We start from the raw sequence: 26,978 nt of genomic DNA, 5'->3' as shown, positions 1-26,978 counted from the left end.
ATGAACGTCAGTAGCACCCCATGTCAGAAGTAAGAACGATTGCCACCCTCTGTTTTGAAGACGCCGACAGCAGCCAGCGCTGGCTGGAAGCCTTCAAGCTGGCTTCCGGTGATGGGTGGGATGCCGCCAGCCAGGCCTTGAGCGCCCTGGGCTTGCGCTGTGTTCAGCCGCACGCGGGTGAACGGATTCAAGTTGAGCGCCTGGAGCGCTTTGGCCGACGCCTGGAATTGCGGTTCATGGAGCTGGGCCTGGACAGCCAGACGCTGCTGAACGAGTTGATCGAACTGGGGGCCACGCACTTGCGCGCCAGCATCGACGACAGCCGCACGGGCAGTGTCACCAAGCTGGTTCGCATCGGCAAGGCCAAGGCGAAAGAGGCGGAGTTTGTGGCCGCCGTGGCCGAGTTCGACGACGACTTTGCGTTCCTCACGGCACTGGAAAAAGGCAAGTCGGCGGAAATCAAACGGCTTCTGGCCAAGGGCATCAGCCCGAACCAGGAAGTACGGCCCGGTGTGTACCCCATCCATCTAGCGGTGCTGCATGACAAGAAGCCCATCGTCAAGCAGTTGATTGCAGCGGGCGCCGATGTGAACGTCCAGACGCCTGACAAGCGAATCAAAGAGGACGGGTTAAGAACGCCGCTGCATCTCGCCATCAACAACAAATCGCTTGACGTCATTGAGATGCTGGTCAAGGCCGGTGCGGACCTCACGCTCAGAAACGCTGCCGGGCAAACGTCACTGCACTATGCAATCGTCTATCGGCACCAGGACGCCTGCAAGCTGCTGATGGAACATGGTGCAGATCCGTCCGTGTTGAACGCCAACGGCGTGCCGGCATTGCTCGACCTGCGAACGCACAGCCAGGAAGAAATTCCGGCATTTCTGGCCTTTGCCGATTCGATGGGGCTGGATCTCAACGTCAAACAGGAAGATGGGAAAAATCTCTACTGGAAGCTTGGATACATCAAGGGTGCGGTGGATTACCTGAAGGCGCGGGGCATGATTTCCTCACCACCATCAGATGCCTACACCGGTGACTTGCCCCGCGATCTTTACAAGGCCATTCGTGGGCATGACCTAGCCAAGATCAAGGCACTGACAAAAGAGGGATTTGATCTGGATACGCCGTATGCGGCTTTCGATTTCTGCGAGCCCGAACCGCCAATACTTGCCGCAGCGAGTGATGGCCATACCGACGTGGTTGAACTGTTGCTGGATGCTGGGTGCAATGTCAACGCGACTGGCACCGACAAGGTGACGCTTCTGCACAAGGCAGCATCGAACGGGAGTATTGAACTCGTCAGCATGCTGCTCAAGCGCGGCGCCAATCCCAATGCCATTGAACTCCATGAATCTGCGCTGAGCCAAAAAAGCGATGACCCCATGCTGAAGGCATTGGATGAAGGCCATATCGCGGCGGCAGAAACCCTCATGCCGCATTGGTTGCCAACTCAAGCACGCCTGGAGAAAGCCAAGACGCTTCTTGAGCATCACATCAGGCACAACAACAAAGGCACGGATGCGGTGAATATGCTGATGACGGTTGAAGCGCGCCTTGCGGAAATCTAGTTCTACTGCTGACCACTATTTCGACCATCCTTCAGGAGAAAGCCATGTCACGCATTTTGTCCAAAGCCGTGGAAGCCGCAAACAATTTAATGAAGGCACCGAGCCAGGAGGAGTTGAGAGAGCTTTGGCCAAACACCAGCGAAGTTAATTCAGCCTCTGAAATTTACGGCGAATGGATTGATGAGAAAAGCACCAAAGGATTCATGGAGGTCGTGATCAAGCTGAATGCCGATGGAACCGGCACCTATTTCCATTCAAGGAGGGCTGACATGGGCGAGTGGCCTTTCAATTACTCTCTTGAAGGCTCGGTCTTGACGTTGGCGCTAGAGGCCATAGACAGTGAGGGCATTAGGTACAAGCATCTGGATGCCCGGTTTTTTGAGACGAAGCTTTTGTTGAACGACAACGGTGACGTTTCTGTTTATGTATTGGACAGCTCATCCGAATAAAGGGACTCACGCATACCCTTGAAATCGTGCTGTCACCAAGTACGCGGTAGACCCCGAATCTTTGTGTTGGTAAAGAAAAAGCCCGCACTCCCTATGAAGTGCGGGCCTTTACCCACAAAAAAGCCGGTTTTCCGTATTTAGAACGGAATATCGTCATCCATGTCGTCAAAACCGCTGGCCTGCTTGGAGGCCGCCGGGGCCTGGCGTGGTGCGGCCGCTGCCGGCGCGCGCGCGGGTGCGGACTGGCGCGGGGCTTCGTAGCCGCCGCCACCGCCGTCGTCAGCGCCGGGGCCGCCCATGCCCTGGCGGCTGCCCAGCATCTGCATCTGGTCGGCGCGGATTTCGGTGGTGTATTTTTCGATGCCGTCCTTGTCGGTCCACTTGCGGGTGCGCAGCGAACCTTCCACATAGACCTGCGAGCCCTTGCGCAGGTACTGGCCGACGATTTCGGCCAGGCGGCCGTTGAACACCACGCGGTGCCATTCGGTGGCTTCCTTCATTTCGCCGGTCTGCTTGTCTTTCCACCTGTCGGTGGTGGCGATGGTGACGTTGGCGACCTGGTCGCCGCTCGGGAAGCTGCGCATTTCGGGGTCGCGGCCCAGATTGCCGACGACGATGACTTTATTGACGGATGCCATGAGGGGTTCTCCTGAGCTGATCTACAGGGCGAGGCCCTGCTATTTATGAATACCTCACAGTTTAACTGGCCGGCCCGGCAGGGCCTCGCCAGCCGGGGCTACCGGTGCGGCATGGCGCCCGGGCGCCCGCATGGGCCAGGCCACCAGCAGCCAGGCCAGCATCAGCCCGCCGCACAGCATAAAAAGCCCCGCCGCGCCATGGGTTTTGGTGATCCAGCCGCCGACCGCGCCGCCGGCAAAAAAGCCCAGCGACTGCAGGGTGTTGTACACCCCCAGCGCGGCGCCGCGCGCATGGGCGGGCGCCACGCGGGAGGCCAGGCTGGGCTGGGTGGCTTCCAGCACATTAAAACCGCAGAAAAACAGGAACAGCAAGGCGGTCAGCAGGCCCAGGCCCTGCGGCGCCGGGCTTGAGGACACCACCCACAGCAGGCCCAGCTGCACCACAGAAACCAGGCCCACGGCGCCCAGGAACGCGGCGCGCAGGTAGCCGCGCCGCTCCAGCGGAAACAGCGTCACCCCCATCACCAGGAAGGACGCCAGCACCGCCGGCAGGTAGACCTGCCAGTGACGGGCCTTGTCGAGGCCGGCCGCCACCAGCAGAGCCGGTATCGCCACCCACATGGCCAGTTGCACCGCATGCAGCACAAAAACGCCGAAGTCCAGCCGCAGCAGGGCCGGGTCCTTGAGGACTTCCAGCACGCTGCCGCGCGGGCGGTTCACATGCACCACTGGCTCGGGCGGCACCCACCACAGGACCACCGCGATGCCGCCCAAGGCCAGCGCGCCGGTCAGGGCGAACAGGCCGTGCAGGCCGATGGAGGCCGCCAGCAGGGGCGCAACCAGCAGCGAGAGGGCGAACATCAGCGCGATGCTGCTGCCCACCAGCGCCATGGCCTTGGTACGGACCTCATCGCGCGTGGAATCGGCCAGAAGCGCGGTGACGGCCGCCGAAATCGCGCCCGCGCCCTGCAGCGCCCGGCCGGCGACCAGCCAGTCCAGGTCGGGTGCCCAGGCCGCGATAAAACTGCCCAGGGCAAATATCACCAGGCCGGAAATAATCACAGGTTTGCGGCCCCACCAGTCCGAGGCAATGCCGAAGGGAATCTGCAGCAGGCCCTGGGTCAGCCCGTAAATGCCCATGGCCAGGCCGACGCGGGCCGGGTCGTCGCCGCCCGGGTATCGGGCCGCTTCCAGCGCGAACACCGGCAGCACCAGGAACAGGCCCAGCATGCGCAGCGCAAAAATCGACGCCAGCGAGGCGCTGGCGCGGCGCTCGGTGGCGGTCATGGGATAAGACGGGGGGACGGAGGGCTGGGACAAGGGATAAACAGGCAAAAAAGACTCAAAACCGGGCAAAAGGCGGCCCAAATCAGGGGCAAACCGGGAATTCGGCCGCCGTGGCGCGGCAAACCCCGGCCGCCCGGACCTTGCCTAAGAACCTGTTCACGGTCTAAACGGGGCCGCGAATAGGTTCTAAGCGGCTATTGTGCTTGAAACGGTGCTTCGGTCTATGATGGAGAGTTTTGCGGCTGCCACATCTTGAACTCTCCCGACGACAGCAAATACCTCGCCTCCCAGGCCGCAGAAGGCCGTCACGTGGCTGAGCCCCCGGCCCGCTACCTGGCCCAGGCCCTGGCGGCGCAGCGCATCAGCATTCGCGGCGCGCGCACGCACAACCTCAAGAACATCGACCTGGACATCCCGCGCAACCAACTGGTGGTCATCACCGGGCTGAGCGGCTCCGGCAAATCGTCACTGGCCTTCGACACGCTGTATGCCGAAGGCCAGCGCCGCTACGTCGAAAGCCTGTCTACCTACGCGCGCCAGTTTTTGCAGCTGATGGACAAGCCCGACGTGGACATGATCGAGGGCCTGTCGCCCGCGATCTCCATCGAGCAGAAGGCCACCTCGCACAACCCGCGCTCCACCGTGGGCACGGTGACCGAGATCCACGACTACCTGCGCCTTTTGTTCGCGCGCGCCGGCACGCCGTTCTGCCCCATCCACGACCTGCCGCTGCAGGCGCAAAGCGTCAGCGAGATGGTCGACACGGTGCTGGCCCTGCCGGAAGACACCAAGCTGATGATCCTGGCGCCGGTGGCGCGCGACCGCAAGGGCGAGTTCGTGGACCTGTTCGCCGAAATGCAGTCCCAGGGTTATGTGCGCTTTCGCGTCGACGGCACGGCCTACGAGTTCGACGAACTGCCCAAGCTCAAGAAAACCGAGAAGCACAACATCGACGTGGTGATAGACCGCGTCAAGGTGCGGGCCGACCTGCAGCAACGCCTGGCCGAAAGCTTCGAGGCCGCGCTGCGCCTGGCCGACGGCAAGGCCCTCGCGCTCGAGATGGACGCCGGCAAGGAGCACCTGTTCAGCGCGAAGTTCTCCTGCCCGGTCTGCGACTACTCGCTCAGCGAGATGGAGCCGCGGCTGTTTTCCTTCAACTCGCCGGTGGGCGCCTGCCCGACCTGCGACGGCCTGGGCCACATGGAGTTTTTCGACCCGGCGCGCGTGGTGGCCTTCCCTTCGCTCAGCCTGGCCAGCGGCGCTGTCAAGGGCTGGGACAGGCGCAACGGCTATTACTTCGCCATGCTGGAAAGCCTGGCCAAGCACTACAAGTTCAACATCGACACGGCGTTTGAGGACCTGCCGGACAACGTGCAGCAGGTCGTGCTGCACGGCTCGGGCGAGGAAGAAATCAAGTTCAGCTATGTGATGGACTCGGGCAACTTCGCCGGCAAGAAGATCAGCAAGAAGCACCCCTTTGAAGGCGTGATCACCAACTTCGAACGCCGCTACCGCGAGACCGACTCCGCCGCCGTGCGCGAGGAGCTGGCCCGCTACCGCAGCGTGCAGCCCTGCCCCGAGTGCGAAGGCACGCGGCTGCGCACCGAGGCGCGCCATGTCTACCTGGTCAGCGCGCCCGAGGGCGGCGCCCAGCCGCAACGCAAGGCGATCTTCGAGATCAGCCACGCGACGCTGCGCGAGAGTTTTGAGTACTTCAATGTCCTCAAGATGGAGGGCGCCAAGGCCGAGATCGCGGCCAAGGTGGTGCGCGAGATCGGCCTGCGCCTGAAATTCCTCAACGACGTGGGCCTCAACTACCTGAGCCTGGACCGCAGCGCCGAAACGCTGTCGGGCGGCGAATCGCAGCGCATACGCCTGGCCTCGCAGATTGGCTCGGGCCTGACCGGCGTGATGTATGTGCTCGACGAGCCCAGCATAGGTCTGCACCAGCGCGACAACGACCGCCTGATCGGCACGCTCAAGCATTTGCGCGACATCGGCAACAGCGTGCTGGTGGTCGAGCACGACGAGGACATGATCCGCGCGGCCGACCACGTCATCGACATGGGGCCGGGCGCCGGCATCCACGGCGGGCGCGTGATGGCCCAGGGCACGTTTGACGAGGTGAAGAACAACCCCGATTCGCTGACCGGCAAATACCTGGCGCAAACGCTGAAGATCGCCGTGCCCAAGCGCCGCACGCCCTGGCTGCCGACCACCAAGGCGGTGGAAGCCGCCGAGAAGAAAAAAGCCTCGCGCTTTCCGCAAAGCCCGGCCGCCGAACGCCGTGCCGCGCGCGAAGCCATTCACCAGGCCACGCTGGGCGACATGCAGGCGCTGCGCGTCATCAACGCCACCGGCCACAACCTGAAGGGCGTGAGCGTCGAGTTCCCGGTGGGCCTGCTCACCTGCGTGACCGGCGTCTCCGGCTCGGGCAAGTCCACGCTGGTCAATGACACGCTGTACGCCGCCGTGGCCCGCACGCTGTACCGCGCGCATGAAGAGCCCGCCGCGCACGAGTCCATCGAAGGCATAGAACATTTCGACAAGGTCATCAACGTCGACCAGTCGCCGATAGGCCGCACACCGCGCAGCAACCCGGCCACCTACACCGGCCTCTTCACGCCGATACGCGAGCTGATGGCCGAGATGAACACCGCCCGCGAGCGCGGCTACGGCGCGGGACGCTTTTCCTTCAACGTCGCCGGCGGCCGTTGCGAAGCCTGCCAGGGCGACGGCGTGGTCAAGGTCGAGATGCACTTTTTGCCCGATGTGTACGTGCCCTGCGACGTCTGCAAGGGCATGCGCTACAACCGCGAGACGCTGGAAGTCCAGTACAAGGGCAAGAACATCGCGCAGATCCTGGACCTCACGGTGGAAGTCGCGGCCGAGTTCTTCAAGGCCGTGCCCACCATCGCGCGCAAGCTGCAGACCTTGCTGGACGTGGGCTTGTCCTATATCAAGCTGGGCCAGGCCGCGACCACGCTCTCGGGCGGCGAGGCGCAGCGCGTCAAGCTCGCGCTGGAACTGAGCAAGCGCGACACCGGCCGCACGCTGTACATCCTCGACGAGCCGACCACAGGCCTGCACTTTGCCGACATCGACCTGCTACTCAAGGTGCTGCACCAGCTGCGCGACGCGGGCAACACGATTGTCGTGATCGAGCACAACCTGGACGTCATCAAGACGGCCGACTGGCTGGTCGACATGGGCCCCGAAGGCGGCGCCGGCGGCGGCACCGTGGTGGGCGTGGGCACGCCCGAAGACATCGCTGCAAACCCGGCCAGCCATACCGGGCGCTATCTCGCGCGCCTGCTCTAGGCTTTTTTGTTTGCCGCGCCTGGGCGCCCGCGGCGCTCAGGCCGCGCCTTTTCTTTTTTTCAACGGATTCCGGTTTTGAACAGCTCCACCTTTTTTACCCAGCGCAAAATCGTTTTCCTGCTGGCCTCGCTGTGCTGCCTGCTCTGGGGCAGCGCCTACCCGGCGATCAAGAACGGCTATGCACTGTTCCACATCGCCGCCGATGACATTCCCTCCAAGCTGGTGTTCGCGGGCTGGCGTTTTGTTTTTGCCGGCCTGGTGCTGCTGGTATTTGCCCTCATCAGCCGCAAGCCGGTGTTCCAACTGGACCGCCGGACATTCGGCCAGGTCGCGATCGTGGGCCTGACACAGACCAGCCTGCAGTATGTGTTCTTCTACATAGGCCTGGCCTATGCCACCGGCGTGAAGAGCTCCATCATGAACGCGACCGGCACTTTTTTCAGCGTGCTGCTGGCGCACTGCCTCTACAAGAACGACAGGCTCAGCTTCAACAAGGTGCTGGGCTGCGTGGTGGGCTTTGCTGGCGTGATGGTGGTGAACTTCAGCGAAAGCCTGCTCAGCTTCGACTTCACGCTGCTCGGTGAAGGTTTTGTGGTGATCGCCGCCTTTGTGCTCTCGGCCGCCAGCATTTACGGCAAGAAAGTCTCGCAGCGCGTGGACTCGGTGGTGCTGACCGGCTGGCAACTGGCGATTGGCGGCCTGGCCCTGCTGCTCATCGGCTTTGCCACTGGCGGTTCGCTGGCGGGCTTCACCCTCCAGTCCACCTTGCTGATGGTGTACCTCGTGGTGCTGTCCTCGGCCGCGTTTTCGCTGTGGACGATTTTGCTGAAGTACAACCGCGTGAGCATGATCACCGTGTTCAACTTCATGGTGCCGATTTTCGGGACCATGTTGTCGGCGCTGTTTCTGGATGAGCGCTTTCTCGAGTGGAAAAACGGGGTCGCGCTGGTGCTGGTGTGTTATGGAATTTGGTTGGTGACGAAGGAGGAGAAGGTCGTTGCTTGAGTTTTGTTCTTGCTGGGGGCGCGCCCCCTGCCAGGAGCTGCTGGCCGGGCACCCCCCGGCCAGCAAGCCTCAGCCAAGGGCAAGAGCGCGCAAGCCGGCGCAAGACCCGGCAAGCCCCGCGCCGCATGGCCAATCAGCGCTCAATTGGCCGCCGTAAACCGACGCCTCACATGCCGAGGCGTCTCAATCTCATCCACAATCGCCACGGCCAAATCGGCCACAGAAATCCCGGCCGGCTTGTCCCCCTGGCCAGGCAGCAACTCATCACCACCCAGCCGGTATTTGCCGCTGCGCTCGCCGGGCGCCAGGCCAATCGGAGGCGAGACAAAACTCCAGTCCAGCGAGGTTTCGAGTTTGAGCTGGTTGAGTGCCTCCCGCGCGGCCAGCGCGCCCTGCTTGTATTCGGCGGGGAACTGCGGCGTGTCCACCAGTTGCAGGCCGGGCGCCACATACAGGCTGCCCGCGCCGCCCACAACCAGCAGGCGCTTCACGCCGGCCTGCTTGACGCCGGCCACGATGGCCTGGCTGGCCTGCAGGTGCAGGTCGTAAATCTTCGGCTCGCTCCAGCCGGGGTTGTAGGCGCTGATGACGGCGTCATGGCCGGCCACAGCCTTGGCGACCTGGCCGGCGTCCAGCGCATCGGCGGCGACGACCTTGAGGCCGGTTTGCGGGGCGAGCTTGCCGGGGTTACGGGCCAGCACGGTGACGGTATGGCCGCGGCTGAGCAGTTCGGAAAGTATGGGTGCGCCTACAAAACCGGTGGCGCCTATGAGTGCGATGTTCATGGAGATTCCTCTGTTGATGAAAGAAGTGAAGAAGCCATAAGTTTGATTGCTTCACAAGTCGATGAATAGACGGCAAAATTCGCTAACACTGTGAAGTAAAACTAATCAATGAGTGATAAATCCCTGGATCAGCTCAAGCGCATGGCCGTGTTTGCCGAAGTGGTGGCGGCGGGCTCACTCACGGCGGCGGCGCGCCGCCTGGGCATGACACCTTCGGCCGTGAGCCAGCACTTGCGCCAGCTTGAGCAGGCGCTCGGCCTGGCCCTGCTGCACCGCTCGACCCGGCGCCTGACGTTGACCGAAGCCGGCGAGCGCTACCACGCCGGTTGCGCCGCCATGGTAGGCGCCGCGCGCGAGGCCGAACAGGCGCTGGTGCGCCTGCGCGACGAACCCGAGGGCGAATTGCGGCTGACCGCGCCTGTCGGCTTCGGCAGCCTGCTGGCAGCAGCGCTGGCACCGCTGCGCGGCCATCCCAAACTCACACTGAGCCTGCTGCTGGACGACACCTTGATCGATCTGGTCGAAGAGCGCATAGACATCGCCTTGCGCGCCGGCTCCTTGGCGGACTCATCACTGGTCGCACGCAAGCTGGGTGGCATGAAACGCCAGCTTTGCGCCTCCCCAGCCTACCTGGCTGAACGCGGCTGGCCCGCGCATCCAAGAGACCTGCTGCAGCACGACTGGCTGGCCAGCAGGCCGCAAACCGCCGGCGTCGACATGCTGGAACTCACCGGCCCGGACGGGGAGCGGCAAACCCTGCGACTGGAGCCGCGCGTGCAGGCAACGCAGGTATCGGCGCTGCATGCGCTGTACCTGGCGGGCTGGGGCATAGGCATCGCGGTGAGCGAGGACGATCGCACGGCGCTGGCCGAAGGCCGATTGCTGCCGGTGCTGCCGGGCTGGCGCATGGCGGACATGCCGGTGTATGCCGTCACGCCGCGGCGCGGCGAGCAGCCGGCCAAGGTGCGCTACACGCTGGAGCTGCTGGCGGCCTGGTTTGGCGAGGCGCAGGCCGCCAACCTCAAGCCTGTTGTGGGCGCGGCCTGAACACCAGCCCACCCAGCATCACGCAGGCCAGCGCGGCCACCACGAAGGCGACGCCGGCCCATTGCCAGGGCGTGACGACCTCACCCAGCACCAGCATGCCGGTGGCCAGCCCGACGACGGGCACACCCAGGCTGAAAGGCGCAACGCGGTTCGCGGGGTGGCGCTTGAGCAGGTTCGTCCACAGGCCGTAACCCAGGATGGTGGCGGCCCAGCCCAGGTAGGCCACGGCGGCCCAGCTTGAGGCGCGCGCCTCCAGCCAGTGCCAGCGCAGCGGCTCAGGGTCGAAAGCCCAGGAGAGGGCCGCGAACGGCAGCACCGCGACCAGGCTGCTCCACACCACAAAAGCCAGCGGCGAATAATCCTTGTAAGCCTGTTGCACGCGCCGCGCCACGATGTTGGACATGGCCCACATGGCCGCCGCGCAGAGCGTGAGCACAAAGCCCAGCGGCGTGGTGGCACCCAAGCCGTCCGTGCCCACGTAGTTGAGCGCGAAGCAGGCCAGGCCCAGGGCCGCGAGGACGAGGCCGGCCTGCAGCGGGCGGCTGGCTTTCTCATGCAGCAGCACAAAACCGAACAGCGCCGTCCAGAACACCTGGGTCTGCTGCAGCACCGAGGCCAGCGCCGCCGTCATGCCGACCTTGAGCGCAAAAAACAAGATGCCGAACTGCCCCACACCCTGAAGCAGGCCGTAGGCCGCGATCCACTTCCAGGCCACCCTGGGCGGGCGCACCAGCAGCACCAGCGGCAGTACCGCGAACACATAGCGGGCGGTGCCGAGCTGAAAAGGCGTGAAATCGCGCAGCGCGAATTTCATCACCACAAAATTGATGCCCCACAGCACGACCACGGTGAGGGCCGCCGCCAGGTCGCGGCCTGTCAGTTTTTGCATCTGCGGATGAGGCGGCTCAGCCTAGCTGCATGGCGCGCGCGGCATCCAGGTGCGCCTTGACGCGCTGGGCCAACGCGACGTCGCCGGGAGTCTCTGGCCGCCATTCCTGGGCAGGCAAGGCCTTGCCGTCCAGGTCCACCGCGACAAACACCACCAGGCATTCGGTGATCACCGCCATCTGGCCGATTTTCATGTCGCCGGCGCGCACCTCCACCGAGATGTTCAGGCTGGTCTTGCCGGTATAGGCGAGCCGGGCTTCAACCTCGACCAGGTCGCCGATCATGATGGGGCGCTGAAAACGTATGCTGCCCACCGAGACGGTGACGCAGTAGCGCTTGGCCCAGCTGGTGGCGCAGGCATAACCGGCCTCGTCAATCCATTTCATGACGGTGCCGCCGTGGACTTTGCCGCCGAAGTTGACGGTGCTGGGTTCGGCCAGGAAACGAAGCGTGATGGAGGACATGTGGGGTTGCGGGTGGGTTGCGGGGTGTTCAGGCGTGCTGCCAGGCGATGCCGGCGACACGCATCATATTGTCGCCCATCACGCCCTCGATCTCGGCCGCGCCCAGGCCCACCTGGCGCAAGGCCTCGGGCAACAGCCGCCAGGTTTCGACCGGCGTATAACGCATGCGCTGCACGCTGCGGTCGTAACCGGCAGCCTTGGGCCACCAGTAGTCCGGGTCGTAGTCGCCGGGCGGGTTGTCGTTGAGCTCGTCCTGGCGAAAGCTGATGTCCAGGCCTATGCCCACATGCTGCGCGCCTACCAGGCCGGCCACATAGGCCACATGCCGCGCCATGTCGCCGGCGTGCGGCGTGGCGGTGCCGAGGAAGGCTGAGACGCCCGAGACGCAGACCACGCCGCCGGTGGCCGCGCAGGCGCGTATCTGCTCGTCAGTGATGTTGCGGCCGTGCTCCACCAGCGCCAGCGGGTTGGCGTGGCTGAAGATCACCGGCTTTGACGAGGCCGCCATGATGTCCAGGCTGCAGCGCCGGCCGGTGTGCGAGCAGTCCATGAGCAGGCCGGCCTTGTTGACGGCCCGCACCATGCGCACGCCCAGCGGCGTGAGGCCGCGCGCCTCGTCATGGCAGCCGTCGGCCACGCTGTTGTTGCGGTTGTAGGCAAAGTGGATCTGCCGCACGCCGAGCTCGCGGTACAGCGCCACCATCTCGGTGTGCTCCTGCAAGGGCATCGCACCTTCGAGGTCAAAGCCGATGGCAAGCACGCCCGCCGCGGCGGCTTCGCGGATCTCCTCCACGCTGGAGACCAGCCGGTAGCGATCCGGGTTGGCCGCGATCCTGGTGCGGAAGGCGGCGATCACCGCCATGATTTGCGACACCGGGTTCATGTCCATGCCGACGTTGATGGACACATAGTTGACGCCGGCGGCGCGCAAGGCGTCCATGGGCGAAAAATCGGCCGCCGGGTGCAGCGGCAGGCAGGCATGGGCTTCCCAGTTGATCATGTCGGAGGCCTCCGTGGGTGAAAGGAAATTAAAGCACGCGCCCGCCCGATGCGCCAGTCAGGAATAGCCACCACTACGCCGTGGTGGGCACCCCGGCCTCGGCGCGGCGCTTGAAACCGGTGGAGGCTTCCATCAGGCTCAGCGTGTAGGCATTGCTGACCTTGCGCACCGCCAGGTCGGCCGAAGGCAGCATCTCCACCGTCTGGCCGCGCTGCATCACCATGAGCCGCTCGCACAAATGGGTGACGACGGCCAGATCGTGGCTCACCATGATGAAAGTCAGGCCGCGCCGGCGGCGCAGCTCTTCGAGCAGGTTGAGCACCTCGGCCTGCACCGAGGCGTCCAGCGCCGAGGTGGGTTCGTCCAGCAGCAGGATTTGCGGCTCCAGGATCAAGGCCCGCGCGATCGCAATGCGCTGGCGCTGCCCGCCCGAAAGCTGGTGCGGGTAACGAAAACGAAAGCCCGTGCCCAGGCCCACTTCCTCCAGCGCGCGTTCTATGCGCCCTTCCGCACCCAGGATGCCGTGGATGGCCAGCGGCTCGGCCAGGATGCGGTCCACCGTGTGGCGCGGGTGCAGCGAACCATAGGGATCCTGGAACACCATCTGCACCTGGCGCCTGAAGGCCTTGCTGCCGGGCGCGCTGTCCTGGCCCAGCAGCTTGACCGTGCCGGCCGTGCGCGGCGCCAGCCCGCAGATGGCGCGCAGCACCGTGGACTTGCCCGAACCCGATTCGCCGACGATGCCGAAGCTCTCGCCGGGAGCCACGCTGAAGGAGGTGTCGGCCACCGCGACAAAACCGTCGTATTCCACACGCAGGCCGCTGGCCTCCAGGCCCAGCGCCTTGGGTCCGGTCGCCGCGTTCACAGCGCCCACTCCGGTTTCCGGTCCAGCGTGGCCAGCGGATGGGTGGACGCGCCCAGTTGCGGCAGGCAGGCCATCAGGCCACGTGTATAGGGATGCTGCGCATTCGCCAGGCCGCCGGCGGCGAGCTCTTCCACCACGCGGCCGGCATACATCACGAGGATGCGGTCGCAGAAGGTGGACACCAGCCGCAGGTCGTGCGAGACCAGGATCAGGCCCATGCCGCGTTCGGCCACCAGGGTGTCGAGTATGGACAGCACCTGCAGCTGCACCGTCACGTCCAGGGCCGAGGTGGGCTCGTCGGCGATCAGCAGGTCGGGGTCGGCGATCAGCATCATGGCAATCATCGCGCGCTGGCCCATGCCGCCCGAGACCTCATGCGGATACAGCTTGAAGACGCGCGCCGGGTCGTCGATGCGCACCGACTCGAGCGCGGCGAGCGCGCGTTTTTTGGCTTCCGCCGACGACACGCGCGTGTGGGCCTGCAGCGTCTCCACGATCTGCGCGCCTATGGTCATGACGGGGTTCAGCGAAAACTTCGGGTCCTGCAGCACCATGGCGATGCGGCCGCCGCGCAGCGCGCGGCGTTGCGCCGGCGCGCAGTGGAGCAGGTCCGTGCCGGAAAACGCCAGGCGCCTGGCACTGATGCGGCCTTCAGGCGCGGTCAGCCCCATGATGGCGCGGCCGGTCTGCGACTTGCCGGATCCCGACTCACCGACGATGCCCAGGCGCTCGCGGCCCAGCGTGAAAGACACGCCGCGCACTGCTTCGGTCATGCCGCCGTCGCGGCGCGGAAAGCTGACGCGCAGATCGTCAACCACCAACAGGGGAACGTTGGCGTCCGTCATTTGGCGGCCTTGGGGTCCAGCGCATCGCGCAAGCCGTCGCCCAGCAGGTTAAAGGCCAGGCTCACAATAAAAATCGCGGCGCCGGGCGCGGCCGCCACCCACCACTGGTCCAGCACATAAAGGCGGCCATTGGCGATCATCGCGCCCCACTCCGGCATGGGTGGCTGCGCGCCCAGGCCCAAAAAGCCCAGGCCGGCGGCCGTCAGGATGATGCCGGCCATGTCCAGCGTCACGCGCACGATCACCGAGGACAGGCACAGCGGCATGATGTGGCCCAGCACGATGCGCCAGGGCGAGGCGCCCAGCAATTGCACGGCGGCGATGTAGTCGGTCTGGCGTATCGTCAGCGTTTCGGCCCGTGCCATGCGCGCGTAAGGCGGCCAGGAGGTGATGGCAATCGCGATCACCGCGTTCTGTATACCGGGCCCCAGCGCCGCGACAAAGGCCAGCGCCAGGATAAGGCGCGGAAACGCGAGAAAGATGTCGGTGATGCGCATCAGCACCGCATCGACCCAGCCGCCGGCATAACCGGCCACGGTGCCGACGATCAGGCCCAGCGGCGCGGCCAGCACCGCCACCAGGATCACCACCATCAGCGTGATGCGCGAGCCGATGATGATGCGCGAAAAAATGTCGCGCCCCTGGTCGTCGGTGCCGAACCAGTGCGTCCACGAGGGCGGCAGCAGCCGCGTGGTGCGCAGGTCGCCGGTATAGGCCGAATAAGGCGCCAGCAGCTCGGCAAACATCGCCACCAGCACCAGCGCCAGCACGATGAGCAGGCCCAGCATGGCCAGCCGGTTGCGCGAAAAATCGCGACAGCCGTGGTAGACCCGGCCCATAAAGGCCTGGCGGCGCGAGGTGGGCCTGTCGGTGTCCAGCCAGTTGCGCAAGGATGCGGCCTTGGAAGTCATCGGATGCGCGTCCTTGGGTCGAGAAGCTTGTACAAGACATCAGAGAGTAAATTCAGCCCCACAAAAATCGACCCCACGATGATGGTGCCGCCCAGCACCGCATTCATGTCGGCGTTCTGCAGCGAGTTGGTGATGTACAGACCCAAGCCCGGCCAGGCGAACACGGTTTCGGTCAGCACCGAGCCTTCGAGCAGGCCGGCATAGGACAGCGCGATCACCGTCACCAGCGGCACCATGGCGTTGCGCAGCGCGTGGCGCCAGATGATGCGCGACTCCGACAAGCCCTTGGCGCGCGCGGCGATCACGTATTCCTGCGCGAGCTCATTGAGCATGAAGGAACGCGTCATGCGGCTGATGTAGGCCAGCGCGAAATAGCCCAGCAACGAGGCCGGCAGTATCAGGTGCGAAAACACATTGCGGAAAGCCTCCCACTCGCCGGCCATGGCGGTGTCCAGCAGCAGCAGGCCGGTGACCGGCGTGAGCGTGTATTCGTAGCTGACGTCGATGCGGCCCGGCCCCGACACCCATCCCAGGCGCGCATACAACACCACCAGCGCCATCAGCCCCAGCCAGAAGATGGGCACCGAATAGCCGACCAGGCCTATCACGCGCACCACCTGATCCACCAGCTTGCCGCGCCGCACGGCCGCCCATACCCCCAGTGGCACGCCCAGGCCCGCGCCTATCAATATGCCCAGGCTGGCCAGCTCCAGCGTGGCCGGAAAGGCGCGCTTGATGTCCGTCATCACCGGGTTGGCGGTCAGCACCGAGGTGCCGAAGTCGCCCTTGAGCACCTTGCCGAGGTAGATATAGAACTGCTGGTAGAGCGGCTTGTCCAGGCCCAATTCTTCGCGCGCGCGCGCGATCACATGGGCCGGTGCGCGATCACCCACGATGGCCAGCACCGGATCTATGGGAATCACCCGGCCGATGAAGAAGGTCACGGCGAGCAGGCCCAGGTAGGTGAGCAGTATCACCACCAGGAAGTTGCCGAAACTTCTGGCATGGGGTGCCAGGCGCTGGCCGGCCGTGCGCGTGCTCACCGTGGTGAGCGGCGCCATGCCGGCAGCCGTGGGATCGGGGATGGCCAAAGTCGGTGGAGCTAACAGCTATCAGCGCTTGGACACGTTGAACATGTAGTTGCTGTCGAAGGTCGGGCCCAGCTTCAGGCCGTCCACGTTGCTACGTACCGCCGCCACTTCGGTCTGCTGGTACAGCATGATGAAGGGGCTGGTCTTGCGGAACTCGGCCTGCAGGTCCTCGTACATCTTCTTGCGCTTGCCGGCATCGCGCTCCAAGACGGCGGCGTCCGACTGCTTGGTCAGCTCGGGAATCGCCCAGGCATTGCGCCAGGCCAGGGGCTTGGCCTTGGCGTCGTCGGCATTGTCGGGGTTGCGCGTGAAGGTGTCGGCATTCGAATGCGGGTCCCAGTAGTCGGCGCCCCACTGGCCTATGTACATGTCGTGGGTGCGCGCGCGGTACTTGGTCAGCGTCTGCTTGCCGTCACCGGGGATGATCTCGATGTCGATGCCGGCCTGCTTGGCCGTCTGCTGGAAGGCTTCGGTGATGCCCTGCACCGGCTGTATGGTGCGCATGTCTATGGTCACCTTGAAGCCGTTGGGCAGGCCGGCCTTGGCCAGCAGCTGCTTGGCCTTGGCCACGTCGAGCTTGTAGGGCTTTTCGGTGCTCGCGCCCAGCAGGCCCTGGGGCAGGAAGTTCTGGTTGATCACGCCGATGTTCTTGACCAGGGTGTCGCCGATGGCGCCATAGTCGACCAGGTATTTCATGGCCTCGCGCACCTCGGGCTTGGCCAGGTTGGGGTTCTTCTGGTTCAGGCTGATGTAGTAGACCGTGCCCTTGGGCGTGGAGGTGAGCTTCACGTCCTTGTTGGCCGAAAGCGCCGCGATGTCCTGCGGGCTCAGGTTGCGGGCGATGTCGATATCGCCTTTTTCCAGCAGCAGGCGCTGTGTGGCCGATTCCTTCACGTGGCGGTAGATCACGCGCGCGAGTTTGGATTTGGTGCCGTAATAGTTGTCGTTGCGCTCCAGCGCCACGATCTCATTGGCGCGCCACTCGCGCAGCTTGAGCGGGCCGGAGCCGGCGTAGTTGGTCTTGAGCCAGGCATAACCCCAGTCGCCGTTGACCTCCTTGGACTGCACCAGCTTCATGTCGACAATGCCGGCCACATTGGCCGTCAGGCAGTTGAAGACGAAGGTTGGCGCATAGGCTTTGTCGGTCTCCATGGTCAGCACGGTCGGGCTGGTGGCCTTGATCTTGTCCTTGACGTTGGTTTTGGAGAAACCGAACTGCGTGAGGATGAAGGCCGGGGACTTGTCCAGCATCACGGCGCGCTGCAACGAGTAGGCCACCTCTTCGGCCGTCAGCGGGTTGCCCGAGGCGAACTTGAGGCCGGGCTTGATCTCGAAGGTATAGGTCTTGCCGTCGGCCGAGACGCTCCAGGACTTGGCCACGTCGCCCACCAGCTTGGACGGATCGTTCACGTCCAGGCGCAGCAGGCGATCGTAAGTATTGCCCATGACTTCACCGGCGGACAACTCGAAGGCCTCGGCCGGGTCCATGGTGATGATGTCGTCAAAGCCGAAGGCCAGCACCAGCGTGTCCTTGGGCGTGGCGGCCAGCGCGGCGCCGGCGCCGCAGGCCAGCATGGCGGCGGCTGCGGTGGCGCAAAGGACGCGGCGGCTGAAGAGGGGGAGGTGGTTCAAGATGGTTTCCTTCTGTTGGACGGTTCAAAAAGAATGCGCTGCACCGCTTGTGGCGACTGCGCCCGGAAGCCCAGGGGATGAGCACGAACCGTGCCCATGCACCCCGGTTGTTGCCGCGGCAACTTGTACATACAAGCCAGACTTGCCTGACGCATTCTGCGCCGCTACCGGGCCCCGTCAACACCCGGGTTTTCCGCGATTGCCGGATGAACCAAAAAGGGGCGTCCACGCCGTCCCAGCAGGTTCGAACGCTTTCCCATCCGGCGCCAGCGCTTCACAAACCTGTGTTTACGGAGGAAAACACCTACCAAAAACCCTGCCGTACCGGCTTGACGTGAAATTTGGTGTAACGATACAGTAAATCGTTCTACAAAGAACGCCGAAATCGCCCGCGCATCGCAAAAAACACATCAGGAGACAACCATGAGTTCACTTTCACGCCGCCGCTTTGTCCAGGCCACGTCCGCCGCCTCCGTTGCCGTGGCGACCGGTTTTTCTGGCATGGCCAAAGCCCAATCCCCTGTCGCGCTGCGCCTGTCGTCCGCGCATTTGCCTGACCTCAATTCCTCGCACTTCGCCTGGCAGCAGCTCATGGAGGCCAACCTCAAGAAGGCCGTGGGCGACAAGATCCGCATCGACTACTTTCCCAACAACCAGCTCGGCAAGGAAAGCGACGTGGTGCAGCAGGTCAAGGTCGGCTCCATCGACATGATGCTGACCGGCTCGTCCATCTGGGCCACGGTGACGCCGCAGCTGGGCATGCTGGACCTGGGCTACCTGTTCGACAGCTACGAGCACGTGGCCAAGGCGCTGGACAGCGGCGTGGGCGCCAAACTCAACGAGATGCTGCAGAAAAGCACCGGCTGCCAGGTCATCACCTGGAGCGCGCACTACGGCGCCCGCAACGTCTATACCAAGCAGCCGGTCAAGTCGCTGGCCGACATCAGGAACGTCAAGCTGCGCGTGCTGCCGACGCCGGCCTTTATCGAGACCTTCAAGATCATGGGTGCCATCCCCACGCCGATTTCCTTCGGCGAGCTCTATATGGCCGCGCAGACCGGCGTGGTCGACGGCTTTGAACATGATTCAGGCACGGTACTGGCCAGCAAGCTCAACGAGGTGGTCAAGCACTGCTGGATGACGGAGCACCTGTTCAGCCCCATGGTCTGCATCATGGGCAAGCGCGGCATAGACCGGATCCCGGCTGAGCTGCGCCCGGCTTTCATGAAGGCCGCCGCCGATTCGACCGTGCAACTGCGCAAGACCGGCACCGACAAAGGCCTGCAGGGCATAGAAGACCTGAAAAAGCTGGGCATCAGCTTCACGCCCATGGCCAAAAACGAGCGCGACCAGGTACGCAAGGAAATGGAAACCAGGCTCTGGGCCGGCTTCGCCAAGCAATACCCTGAAACCGCGCCGCTGTTCACGGCCATCAGCGCGGCGCGGGGCTGAGCATGGAAGCCAGCCTGTCGGCGGCCTTGCCCGGGGCCGCAGCCGCCAGCCCCCAAGCTTCGTCCCACAACCCGGCGCACGCGTCCGCGCCCGGCTTCAGCGTCGGCCATTCGCCCGGCCGATGGCTGGCCTGGCTGATGCGCATGACCGAGTACGTCGCGGGCGTGGTGCTGGCCGTCGACGTGCTGGTGGTGTTTGCCTCGGTGGTGTTCCGCTACTTCCTGCATGAGCCCTTCGACTGGGCCGAGGAAGTGGCGCGCGCGCTGATGATCGTGCTGGTGTTTTTCGGCGCGGCAACCGTTCTGGCGCGCAGCCAGCACGTGGGCGTGGACATCTTCCGCGGCCTCCTGCCCGCGCGCTGGCAACCGGCGCTGATCCAGTTCGCGAGCTGGATCATCGTGGGGGTTTCGGCCAGCCTCTTCGTCTCGTCGGTCGGCCTGCTGGTGGACTCCTGGTCCAGCACCACGCCCATAGGCCTGCCGCAATGGATTTACACCTTCCCCGTCGTGATCGGCAGCCTGTTCATGACGCTGTTCGGCATCGCCAACGCCGTCAACGGCCCTTCGCGCGTGGTCTGGTCCACGCTGGGAATCGGCATCGCCATGGTGGCGGCAGTGGTGGGCTGGAACATGCTGCTCCCCGGCCTGGCCGTCAAGCCCTGGATGCTGCTGACCGCCGGCTTCCTGGGCGGGCTGCTGCTGGGCGTGCCGATTGCCTTTGTGCTGGGCCTGTCCTCGCTGGTGTTCTTCATGGCCGACCCATCCCTGCCCATGCTGGTGTATTCGCAGCAGGTGATGGCGGGCACCGACCACTATGTGCTGCTGGCGATTCCCTTCTTTGTGCTGGCCGGGCTGCTGATGGAAGCCAATGGCATGTCCTCGCGCCTCATCGAGCTGCTGCTGCGCATGTTCGGCCGGGTGCGCGGCGGGCTGGGGCTGATCACCATCACGGCGACCGCCTTCTTCTCGGGTGTGTCGGGCTCCAAGCTGGCCGACATCGCCGCGGTGGGCGGCATCATCATGCCGGCGGTGCGCAAGACCAAACAGGACCCGAACGAGACCGCGGGCCTTCTGGCCTGCACGGCCGTGATGGCCGAGACGATTCCGCCCTGCATCAACATGATCATCATGGGTTTTGTCGCCAACATCTCGATTGCCGGCCTCTTCATGGCCGGGCTGGTGCCGGCGGCGGTGCTGGCGCTGTCGCTGGCGGCGGTGACGGTTTATGTGGGCACGCGCATCAACCCCGACGAAGCCTTTGACGTGCGCACGCCGATGTTCCGCTTGCTGGGCGGCGCCATGGTGGCGCTGGTGATGGTGGCCATGATAGGCAAGGGCGTGACCTCAGGCGTGGCGACCTCCACCGAGGTCTCGGCCTTTGCCGTGGTCTATGCCCTGGTGGTGGGCTGGATGGCGTTTCGCGAGCTCACGGTCAAGTCGGTGGCGCAGCTCTTCGTTCGCTCGGCCTCCATGGCCGGCGGCATCCTCTTCATCGTGGCGGCGGCGTCCAGCGTGTCGTTTGCGCTGACCATACAGCAGATCCCGCAATACCTGTCGACCTTCATGATCGGTTTTGCGCACGCCTACGGCAGCACCATGTTCGTGATTCTTTCGGTGCTCATCATGATCGTCTTCGGCGCCGTGCTGGAAGGCGCGCCCGCCTTGATCATTTTCGGGCCCCTGCTGACGCCGATTGCCTCCCAACTGGGCGTCAATCCATTACATTTTGGGACCGTCATGGTGATTGCCATGGGACTGGGCTTGTTCGCGCCGCCGGTCGGGTTGGGCTTGTTCGCCACCTGCGCCATTACCGGCACGCACGTCAAGGACGTGGCCCGGCCCATGATGAAATACCTGGCGGTGCTGTTCGTCACGCTTATCCTGCTGGTGCTGGTGCCGCAATTCTCGTTGTGGCTACCCACCCGTATGGGGCTGTGAAAATGCGAATAGATCTACTGCGCACCCCGATCCCGGCACTGCGGTCCTCACCGTACGCTTGTACGGCTCCGGTCCTCCTGCCGGCCTCGGGGTTGCTCGCTACGATTTCTTCACATTTTCACGCTCCGCAACCAGCAGACGCATTAAAAAAGACAGGGAAAAAAAGTGAGCAAGATCCGAGATGTCGCCAGCCTGGCCGGGGTTTCCACCAGCACCGTGTCCAACGTGCTCAACGGCCGTGCCAACCGCATGGCCGCCGAGACGCTGGCGCGCGTGGAAGCCGCGATCGCCGAGCTCAAGTACCGGCCCAACTCCACGGCGCGCCAGCTCAAGACCGGCTACACGCCGCTGATAGGCCTGCTGGTGCCGTCCATGGCCAACCCCATGTATGGCTTCATCGCGCGCGAGATCGAAACCCTGGCGCAAGAGCGCTACGGCTTTCGCATCATGATCGGCAACACCTACCGCGACAGGGACAAGGAAACGCGCTTCTTCGACGACCTGCTGGCCCACGGCGTGCGCGGCGTGATCATCATCTCCTCGCTGATCGACGAGCAGCACGTGGAGGCCGCGGCCGAACGCGGCATGGTGATGGTGAGCTACGACAGGCGCGCCACGCCGAATATGCGCTCCATCGTCGACCACGTCACGGTGGACAGCTTCGAGTCGGCGCGCATCGCCACGCAGCACCTCATAGACCTGGGCCACCGCCGCCTGGCGTTTGTCACCCCGGCCGGCCGCACCATGAGCCGTAACGAGAAGATAGCCGGCTTCCTGTCGGCCGCCAAAAGCGCGGGGCTGGAAGGCAGCGCGCGCGTCGTCGAGGGCACGCCGGTCGATGAGTACGGTGATTCCATGATGAGCGAAGTCGGCCGCGCCCAGGCCGGCCTGCTGGCCAAATTGCCCGAGCGGCCCACCGGCGTGATAGGCGTCAACGACCTGATGGCTTTCGGCCTGATGGCGGGCTTTCGCGACGCGGGCCTGGCCGTGCCCGAAGACGTGTCTGTGATCGGCATCGACAACGTGTTCCTCTCCACGCTGATGCACCCGGCCATGACCAGCGTGCGCCTGCCGGTGCCCGAAATGGCGCAGGTCATGGTGGAGCGCGTGATGAGCCGGCTGGCCGACCCTTCCATAGAGACCCGGGAATACATCTTCCAGCCCACGCTGGTGGCGCGCGATTCCGCCGTGAGATACCAGGCCCGCGAGCGCTGATTTTTGGTACGAACTGAACACAAGGTTTTTGAATGGCAACGGTTTTTGTCAGCCACCCCCAAAGCAAGCTCGGGCACTACTTCGGCGATCGCGCGATCGCCGCGCTGCGGGCCATCGCCGAGGTGCGTTTCAATCCGGGCGACACCGACCTCTCCTCCACCGAGCTGGCCGCGCTGGCCGCCGATTGCGAGGTCATCATTTCCTACCGACAGACGGTGGGCGACGAGGCGCTGTTCGCCGGCCTGCCTCGCCTGCTGGCCTTTGTGCGCTGCGCCATCGACATCCGCAACATCGACGTGCCGGCCGCCAGCCGCCATGGCGTGCTGGTCACCCAGGCCAGCGCGGGCTTCATCCCCTCGGTCAGCGAATGGATCATCGGCGTGATGGTTGATTTAAGCCGCCACATCAGCGCGACCACGGCCGACTACCACGCGGGCCGGCCCGTGCTGCCCGCCATGGGCCGTGAGCTGCGCGGCGCCACGCTGGGCGTGATCGGTTATGGGCAGATCAGCCGCTACCTCTGCGACGTGGCGCTCGCGCTGGGCATGCGCATCGTGGTGCACGACCCCTATACGCCGACCGGCCGCAAGGAACTCGAGCAGGTCGAGCTGCTGCCGCTGCTGCAGCGCTCCGACTACGTGGTCTGCCTGGCCGCCGCGACGGAAGCCACCGAGAATTTGATGAACGCCACCACCTTCGCGGTCATGAAGCCCGGCGCTTTTTTTATCAACGCCTCGCGCGGCAACCTGGTCGATGACGACGCGCTGATCGCCGCGCTGGATGCCGGCACCATCGCCGGCTGCGCCGTCGACGTGGGCCGTGCGCCCGACCAGATGCCCTCGCCGCGCGTGGCCGCGCACCCGCGCGTGGTCGCATCGCCCCACATAGGCGGACTCACGCCGCCCGCGGTGGAACACCAGGCCCTGGAAACCGTGGCCCAGGTGGCCGAACTGCTGCAGGGGCGCGCGCCCCGGGGCGCGGTGAACGCGGCGCAGGCCAGACGCTGGCAACAGGCCACGCAAGCGCCGCAGCCGGCCTGAATACCGCCCCCGCTTCCCACTTTTTGCGAAAGCCCTTCTTTTCATGCAAGCCACCCAGAACAAAACCTATGCCGGCGCCTGCGATTGCCATGTGCACATCTACGAAGACAAATACCCCATGGTGCCCAATGTGGCCTGGGTGCCGCCGCATCTACCAGTCTCGAAGTATCGCGAAGTGCAACAAGCGCTGGGCCTGAGCCGCGCCGTCATCGTCCAGCCCTCGGCCTACGGTTTTGACAACAGCTGCACGCTGGACGCCGTGGCGCAGCTCGGCAAATCAGGCCGCGGCATCGCGCTGGTGGCGCCCGAAGTGACGGATGCCGAGCTGCGGCGCCTGGACGACGGCGGCATCCGCGGTGTGCGTTACATGATGATCAACCCGGTGCTGGAATGGGCGTCGCTGGAGCCCATGGCCGCGCGCCTGGCCGCCATGGACTGGATGGTCAACCTGCAGCTGGATGGCCGCAATTTCCCCGAGCACGAAGAAATGCTCAAGCGCCTGCCCTGCAAGCTGGTGATAGACCACAACGGCAAATTCCTCGAACCCGTCAAACCTGAACATCCTTCCTTCCAGTCGCTGCTGCGCGTGCTGGACACCGGCAAGGTGTGGCTCAAGCTGTCGGCGCCCTACGAGACCTCGAAGATCGGCCCACCCGGCTATGACGACGTGAGCCTGATCGCGCGCACGCTGGCCGAGAAATTTCCGGAACGCTGCCTGTGGGCCAGCAACTGGCCGCATCCGGGGCGCAACCCTCCGCCTTCCGAGGTCGACCTCTATGACTTGTTGTTTTCCTGGGTTTCGAGTGATGTGGTTCGGAAGAAGATTCTTGTCGACAACCCGGCTGGGTTGTATGGCTTTTGATGAGGGGTGCTGAGCCCCTCGACCGTTCGGGCTGAGGTATCGAAGCCCTCCTGATGGGTTTTATCTGTGTAAATCTGCGTAATCTGTGGATAAAAAGAATCATCCGCAGATCACGCAGATTTACACAGATTGAAGAGAACGGCTGAGTCCATCCGTTCGGTCAGTACAAGCAAGGGCTTCGATACCTCAGCCCGAACGGGGAAGAAGGACAGCGAGGCCTGGGCTAAGGCTTCGAAGCTTCGCTCCGGGCCGCCTCCAGCACATCACGCGTTTTCACCGCTTCCCGCCGCGCGGCATCGGCAAAATCATCTCCCGACGACGCGTACAAAATCGCACGCGACGAATTCACGATGATGGGCGCGCCAGGACGCCAGCCGGCCTTGACGGTGGCGACGGCATCGCCGCCCTGCGCGCCCACGCCTGGAATCAGCAAGGGCAAGGTAGGCGCCACGGTGCGCACACGTTCAATCTCGGCCGGATAGGTCGCGCCCACCACCAGGCCCAACTGGCCATTGAGGTTCCAGGGCCCTTGCGCCAGGCGCGCCACATGTTCATACAGCAGCGGCTGGCCCTCGATGGAGGCAAAACGCTGGTTCTGCAAGTCGTCGCCGCCGGGGTTGGAGGTGCGGCACAGCAAGAACGCGCCCTTGCCTTGGTATTTCAGATAGGGCGCAACCGAATCAAAGCCCATGAAGGGCGAGAGCGTGACCGCGTCGGCGCCGTAGCGCTCAAAGGCTTCCTTGGCGTACTGCTCGGCGGTGGAGCCGATGTCGCCGCGCTTGGCGTCCAGGATGATGGGCACCTGGGGCGCAACGCGGCGCATGTGTTCCATCAGGCGTTCGAGCTGGCCTTCGGCGCGGTGGGCCGCGAAGTAGGCGATTTGCGGCTTGAAGGAAATCACCAGATCGGCGGTGGCATCGACGATCGCGGCGCAGAAATCGTAGATTTTGTTGGCGTCGCCCTTGAGCTTGCCGGGGAATTTGGTCGGTTCCGGGTCCAGGCCGACGCAGAGCATGGAATGGTTCTGGCGTTCTGCGGCGCCCAGCATGTCGAGGAAATTCATAACCCATATTGTAAGAAGGTGGCTCTTCAGCAGGTTTAGCCCCAAACCGGGACAATCGCGCAAACCACCAGACCGTCCCGCATGCAACTCTCCCAACGCCAACTCGTCCTCCTGGTCCTGCTCACCCTGGTCTGGGGCCTGAACTGGCCGGTGATGAAGATGGGCATCGCGGACTACCCGCCGCTGACCTTCCGCGCGATCTCGATCTGGCTGGGCATTCCGGTGCTGGGCCTGGCGATGATGCTGCTCAAGGTGCCGTTTTTTGTGCCGCGCGACAAATGGCGCGAACTGCTCTGGCTGGCGGCGGCGAACATGTTTGTCTGGCATGCGCTCATCATCCTGGCGGTGAAAAACCTGAGCAGCGGCCGCGCCGCCATCCTGGGCTATACCATGCCGATTTTTTCGGCGCTGCTGGGCGCCTGGTTTTTCGGTGCGAAGCTCAAAGCCCGCAACTGGCTGGGCGTGGCCGCCGCGGCGCTGGGCGTGGCCCTGCTGCTCTGGTATGAGCTGACGAACCTGACGGGCCGGCCGCTGGGCGTGCTGTGCGCGCTGGTGGCGGCGGCCGTCTGGGCGCTGGGCACGCAGCTGCTGCGCAAGACCACGATTGAGGCCGCGACCTTGACGATTTCGTTCTGGATGACGGTCATGACGGCCGTGGTGATGAGCGGGCTGGGCATGGTGTTCGAGCTGCCGCAGTGGAAAGCGCCTTCGCCCACGGCCTGGGCGGCGATTGTTTACAACGCGGTGCTGATCTTCGGTTTTGCCCACGCGGCCTGGTTCACGCTGGCGCGCGCGCTGCCGCCCGTGGCCTCTACGTTGAGCGTGATGATGATTCCCATCCTGGGTGTGTTTTCAGGCGCGCTGGGCCTGGGCGAGGTGCTGCACTGGCAGGACTGGGCCGCGGTGTTGCTGATGGTGGCGGCGATCGCGTCGGTGCTGGCGCCCAGCCGGGATGGCAGCGCCAAAGCCTGAATCAAGCCGTCATGGCGACCCGGCTCATGGCCAGGCACAGGTCGTCCCAGGCCTTGGCCTTGTCAGAGGGGTTGCGCAGCAAATAGGTGGCGTCATAAGTCACCACCGCCTGGGCGCCGTGCAGGGTGTGCACCTGGCCGCGCAACCTGCCGAAAGGCTCACCCGATTGCAGCAAGGCCTGCGCGGCCAGCCGGCCCATGACCAGCACCACGTCAGGCTGGGCGCTGGCCAGCAGGGCCGGCAGCGCCTCGGGCAGGGCGGCGCCCATGCCGGCCGCCGCGCCGCGCACCAGTGGCGACAACAGCACCACGCCGGCCTTGTGCAGGCGGGCGGCGCGCAGCATGTTGTCGAGCAGCTTGCCGGCATCGCCCTCGAAGGGATTGAAGGGTTCGCGCTGCAGCGCGGCCGCCGGCGTCTCGGCCAGCACCAGCCAGCGCGCGCCTTCGGCATGGGCGGCCTCGGCATACAAAGCCTGCGCCGCGCCCATGCTCCAGGCGCCTGAGATATTGGGTGCGGCGGCTTCACGCGCTTCGGCGGGCGGCGCGGCCACCGGCGCGCGAGGTGGCGGGGTGCGCACCGGCGGCGGCGCTTCGCGCACCACGGGGGCCGCCGCCGGCGTGGCCTGCGGCAGGGGGGCC

At 64.7% G+C, this 26,978-nt stretch carries 24 protein-coding genes; 11 read left to right on the top strand and 13 right to left on the bottom strand.

Features of this window, described 5'->3' with window-relative positions; genetic code table 11:
* The first annotated feature begins 20 nt into the window (after positions 1-20).
* Entirely contained in the window at positions 21-1,571 is a 1,551-nt protein-coding gene (locus PMI15_RS13885; protein WP_007869920.1) for an ankyrin repeat domain-containing protein, read from the top strand.
* Between the two features lie 44 nt (positions 1,572-1,615).
* Positions 1,616-2,020: a hypothetical protein gene (locus PMI15_RS13880; RefSeq protein WP_007869917.1), complete on the top strand. Its 405-nt coding sequence runs from the start codon at positions 1,616-1,618 to the stop codon at positions 2,018-2,020.
* A 137-nt stretch (positions 2,021-2,157) separates the two neighbouring features.
* On the opposite strand, the gene ssb is transcribed toward PMI15_RS13880, so the two are convergent.
* Entirely contained in the window at positions 2,158-2,658 is a 501-nt protein-coding gene (gene ssb, locus PMI15_RS13875) for a single-stranded DNA-binding protein (RefSeq protein WP_007869915.1), read from the bottom strand.
* 54 nt (positions 2,659-2,712) lie between these two features.
* Positions 2,713-3,945 carry an MFS transporter gene (locus tag PMI15_RS13870; RefSeq protein WP_007869913.1) on the bottom strand — a complete coding sequence of 411 codons (1,233 nt, stop codon included), beginning with the start codon at positions 3,943-3,945 and terminating at the stop codon, positions 2,713-2,715.
* A gap of 252 nt (positions 3,946-4,197) precedes the next feature.
* Here PMI15_RS13870 and uvrA point away from each other — a divergent pair, with 252 nt between their 5' ends.
* Entirely contained in the window at positions 4,198-7,266 is a 3,069-nt protein-coding gene (uvrA, locus tag PMI15_RS13865; protein WP_007869910.1) for an excinuclease ABC subunit UvrA, read from the top strand.
* A 75-nt stretch (positions 7,267-7,341) separates the two neighbouring features.
* On the top strand, positions 7,342-8,271 hold the full coding sequence (locus tag PMI15_RS13860; protein ID WP_007869907.1) for a DMT family transporter: 930 nt from the start codon (positions 7,342-7,344) through the stop codon (positions 8,269-8,271).
* Between the two features lie 140 nt (positions 8,272-8,411).
* Here PMI15_RS13860 and PMI15_RS13855 read toward each other — a convergent pair whose 3' ends face one another.
* The gene (locus PMI15_RS13855) at positions 8,412-9,056 is read right to left on the bottom strand and encodes an NAD(P)-dependent oxidoreductase (protein ID WP_007869904.1); all 645 of its coding nucleotides are present in this window, start codon (positions 9,054-9,056) and stop codon (positions 8,412-8,414) included.
* A gap of 108 nt (positions 9,057-9,164) precedes the next feature.
* On the opposite strand from PMI15_RS13855, the gene PMI15_RS13850 reads away from it, so the two are divergent.
* Entirely contained in the window at positions 9,165-10,103 is a 939-nt protein-coding gene (locus tag PMI15_RS13850) for a LysR substrate-binding domain-containing protein (protein ID WP_007869901.1), read from the top strand.
* Here the strand turns inward: PMI15_RS13850 and PMI15_RS13845 are convergent.
* From PMI15_RS13845 to PMI15_RS13810, 8 genes are all read right to left on the bottom strand, one after another.
* Entirely contained in the window at positions 10,078-10,992 is a 915-nt protein-coding gene (locus PMI15_RS13845; RefSeq protein ID WP_007869898.1) for an EamA family transporter, read from the bottom strand. The two genes, PMI15_RS13850 and PMI15_RS13845, sit on opposite strands and share 26 nt — an antisense overlap.
* 16 nt (positions 10,993-11,008) lie before the next feature.
* Positions 11,009-11,455 carry an acyl-CoA thioesterase gene (locus PMI15_RS13840; protein WP_007869895.1) on the bottom strand — a complete coding sequence of 149 codons (447 nt, stop codon included), beginning with the start codon at positions 11,453-11,455 and terminating at the stop codon, positions 11,009-11,011.
* Between the two features lie 28 nt (positions 11,456-11,483).
* Positions 11,484-12,455: a dipeptidase gene (locus PMI15_RS13835; protein ID WP_007869892.1), complete on the bottom strand. Its 972-nt coding sequence runs from the start codon at positions 12,453-12,455 to the stop codon at positions 11,484-11,486.
* A 73-nt stretch (positions 12,456-12,528) separates the two neighbouring features.
* Positions 12,529-13,320, bottom strand: a complete 792-nt coding sequence (locus PMI15_RS13830) for an ABC transporter ATP-binding protein (protein ID WP_007869890.1) — start codon at positions 13,318-13,320, stop codon at positions 12,529-12,531.
* Entirely contained in the window at positions 13,317-14,165 is an 849-nt protein-coding gene (locus PMI15_RS13825; RefSeq protein ID WP_007869886.1) for an ABC transporter ATP-binding protein, read from the bottom strand. Before PMI15_RS13825 ends, PMI15_RS13830 begins: the two co-directional genes overlap by 4 nt.
* Positions 14,162-15,076 (bottom strand): nickel transporter permease, encoded by a 915-nt coding sequence (nikC, locus tag PMI15_RS13820; RefSeq protein ID WP_007869883.1) that lies wholly within the window; start codon positions 15,074-15,076, stop codon positions 14,162-14,164. Before nikC ends, PMI15_RS13825 begins: the two co-directional genes overlap by 4 nt.
* Positions 15,073-16,167, bottom strand: coding sequence for an ABC transporter permease (locus PMI15_RS13815; RefSeq protein ID WP_238541123.1), 1,095 nt, complete (start codon positions 16,165-16,167; stop codon positions 15,073-15,075). The genes nikC and PMI15_RS13815 overlap by 4 nt, the downstream gene beginning before the upstream one ends.
* A 21-nt stretch (positions 16,168-16,188) precedes the next feature.
* Complete coding sequence (locus PMI15_RS13810) at positions 16,189-17,742, bottom strand: ABC transporter substrate-binding protein (RefSeq protein WP_081499616.1); 1,554 nt, start codon at positions 17,740-17,742, stop codon at positions 16,189-16,191.
* A gap of 480 nt (positions 17,743-18,222) precedes the next feature.
* Here PMI15_RS13810 and PMI15_RS13805 point away from each other — a divergent pair, with 480 nt between their 5' ends.
* The 5 genes from PMI15_RS13805 to PMI15_RS13785 all read left to right on the top strand — a co-directional run bounded on the left by PMI15_RS13805 (position 18,223) and on the right by PMI15_RS13785 (position 24,305).
* Entirely contained in the window at positions 18,223-19,251 is a 1,029-nt protein-coding gene (locus tag PMI15_RS13805) for a TRAP transporter substrate-binding protein (RefSeq protein WP_007869872.1), read from the top strand.
* Positions 19,252-19,253: 2 nt separating this feature from the next.
* Positions 19,254-21,188 carry a TRAP transporter large permease subunit gene (locus PMI15_RS13800; protein ID WP_007869869.1) on the top strand — a complete coding sequence of 645 codons (1,935 nt, stop codon included), beginning with the start codon at positions 19,254-19,256 and terminating at the stop codon, positions 21,186-21,188.
* A gap of 165 nt (positions 21,189-21,353) precedes the next feature.
* On the top strand, positions 21,354-22,403 hold the full coding sequence (locus tag PMI15_RS13795) for a LacI family DNA-binding transcriptional regulator (RefSeq protein ID WP_007869867.1): 1,050 nt from the start codon (positions 21,354-21,356) through the stop codon (positions 22,401-22,403).
* A 32-nt stretch (positions 22,404-22,435) separates the two neighbouring features.
* The gene (locus tag PMI15_RS13790; RefSeq protein ID WP_007869865.1) at positions 22,436-23,443 is read left to right on the top strand and encodes an NAD(P)-dependent oxidoreductase; all 1,008 of its coding nucleotides are present in this window, start codon (positions 22,436-22,438) and stop codon (positions 23,441-23,443) included.
* Between the two features lie 43 nt (positions 23,444-23,486).
* Positions 23,487-24,305 carry an amidohydrolase gene (locus PMI15_RS13785; RefSeq protein WP_007869862.1) on the top strand — a complete coding sequence of 273 codons (819 nt, stop codon included), beginning with the start codon at positions 23,487-23,489 and terminating at the stop codon, positions 24,303-24,305.
* Positions 24,306-24,528: 223 nt separating this feature from the next.
* On the opposite strand, the gene pyrF is transcribed toward PMI15_RS13785, so the two are convergent.
* Positions 24,529-25,368: an orotidine-5'-phosphate decarboxylase gene (gene pyrF / locus PMI15_RS13780; RefSeq protein WP_007869859.1), complete on the bottom strand. Its 840-nt coding sequence runs from the start codon at positions 25,366-25,368 to the stop codon at positions 24,529-24,531.
* Between the two features lie 81 nt (positions 25,369-25,449).
* Here pyrF and PMI15_RS13775 point away from each other — a divergent pair, with 81 nt between their 5' ends.
* Positions 25,450-26,340 (top strand): DMT family transporter, encoded by an 891-nt coding sequence (locus PMI15_RS13775; RefSeq protein ID WP_007869857.1) that lies wholly within the window; start codon positions 25,450-25,452, stop codon positions 26,338-26,340.
* Between the two features lies 1 nt (position 26,341).
* On the opposite strand, the gene PMI15_RS13770 is transcribed toward PMI15_RS13775, so the two are convergent.
* Positions 26,342-26,978, bottom strand: a 637-nt coding sequence (locus tag PMI15_RS13770; RefSeq protein WP_007869855.1) for a uracil-DNA glycosylase family protein, incomplete at its 5' end; no start/stop codon positions are given.

Origin of the sequence: Polaromonas sp. CF318 (assembly GCF_000282655.1) — a bacterium.
In the GTDB taxonomy this organism is placed as follows: domain Bacteria; phylum Pseudomonadota; class Gammaproteobacteria; order Burkholderiales; family Burkholderiaceae_C; genus Polaromonas.
The sequence above is the reverse complement of the archived record's forward strand: the minus strand, read 5'-3'. Positions and strand labels throughout refer to the sequence as shown.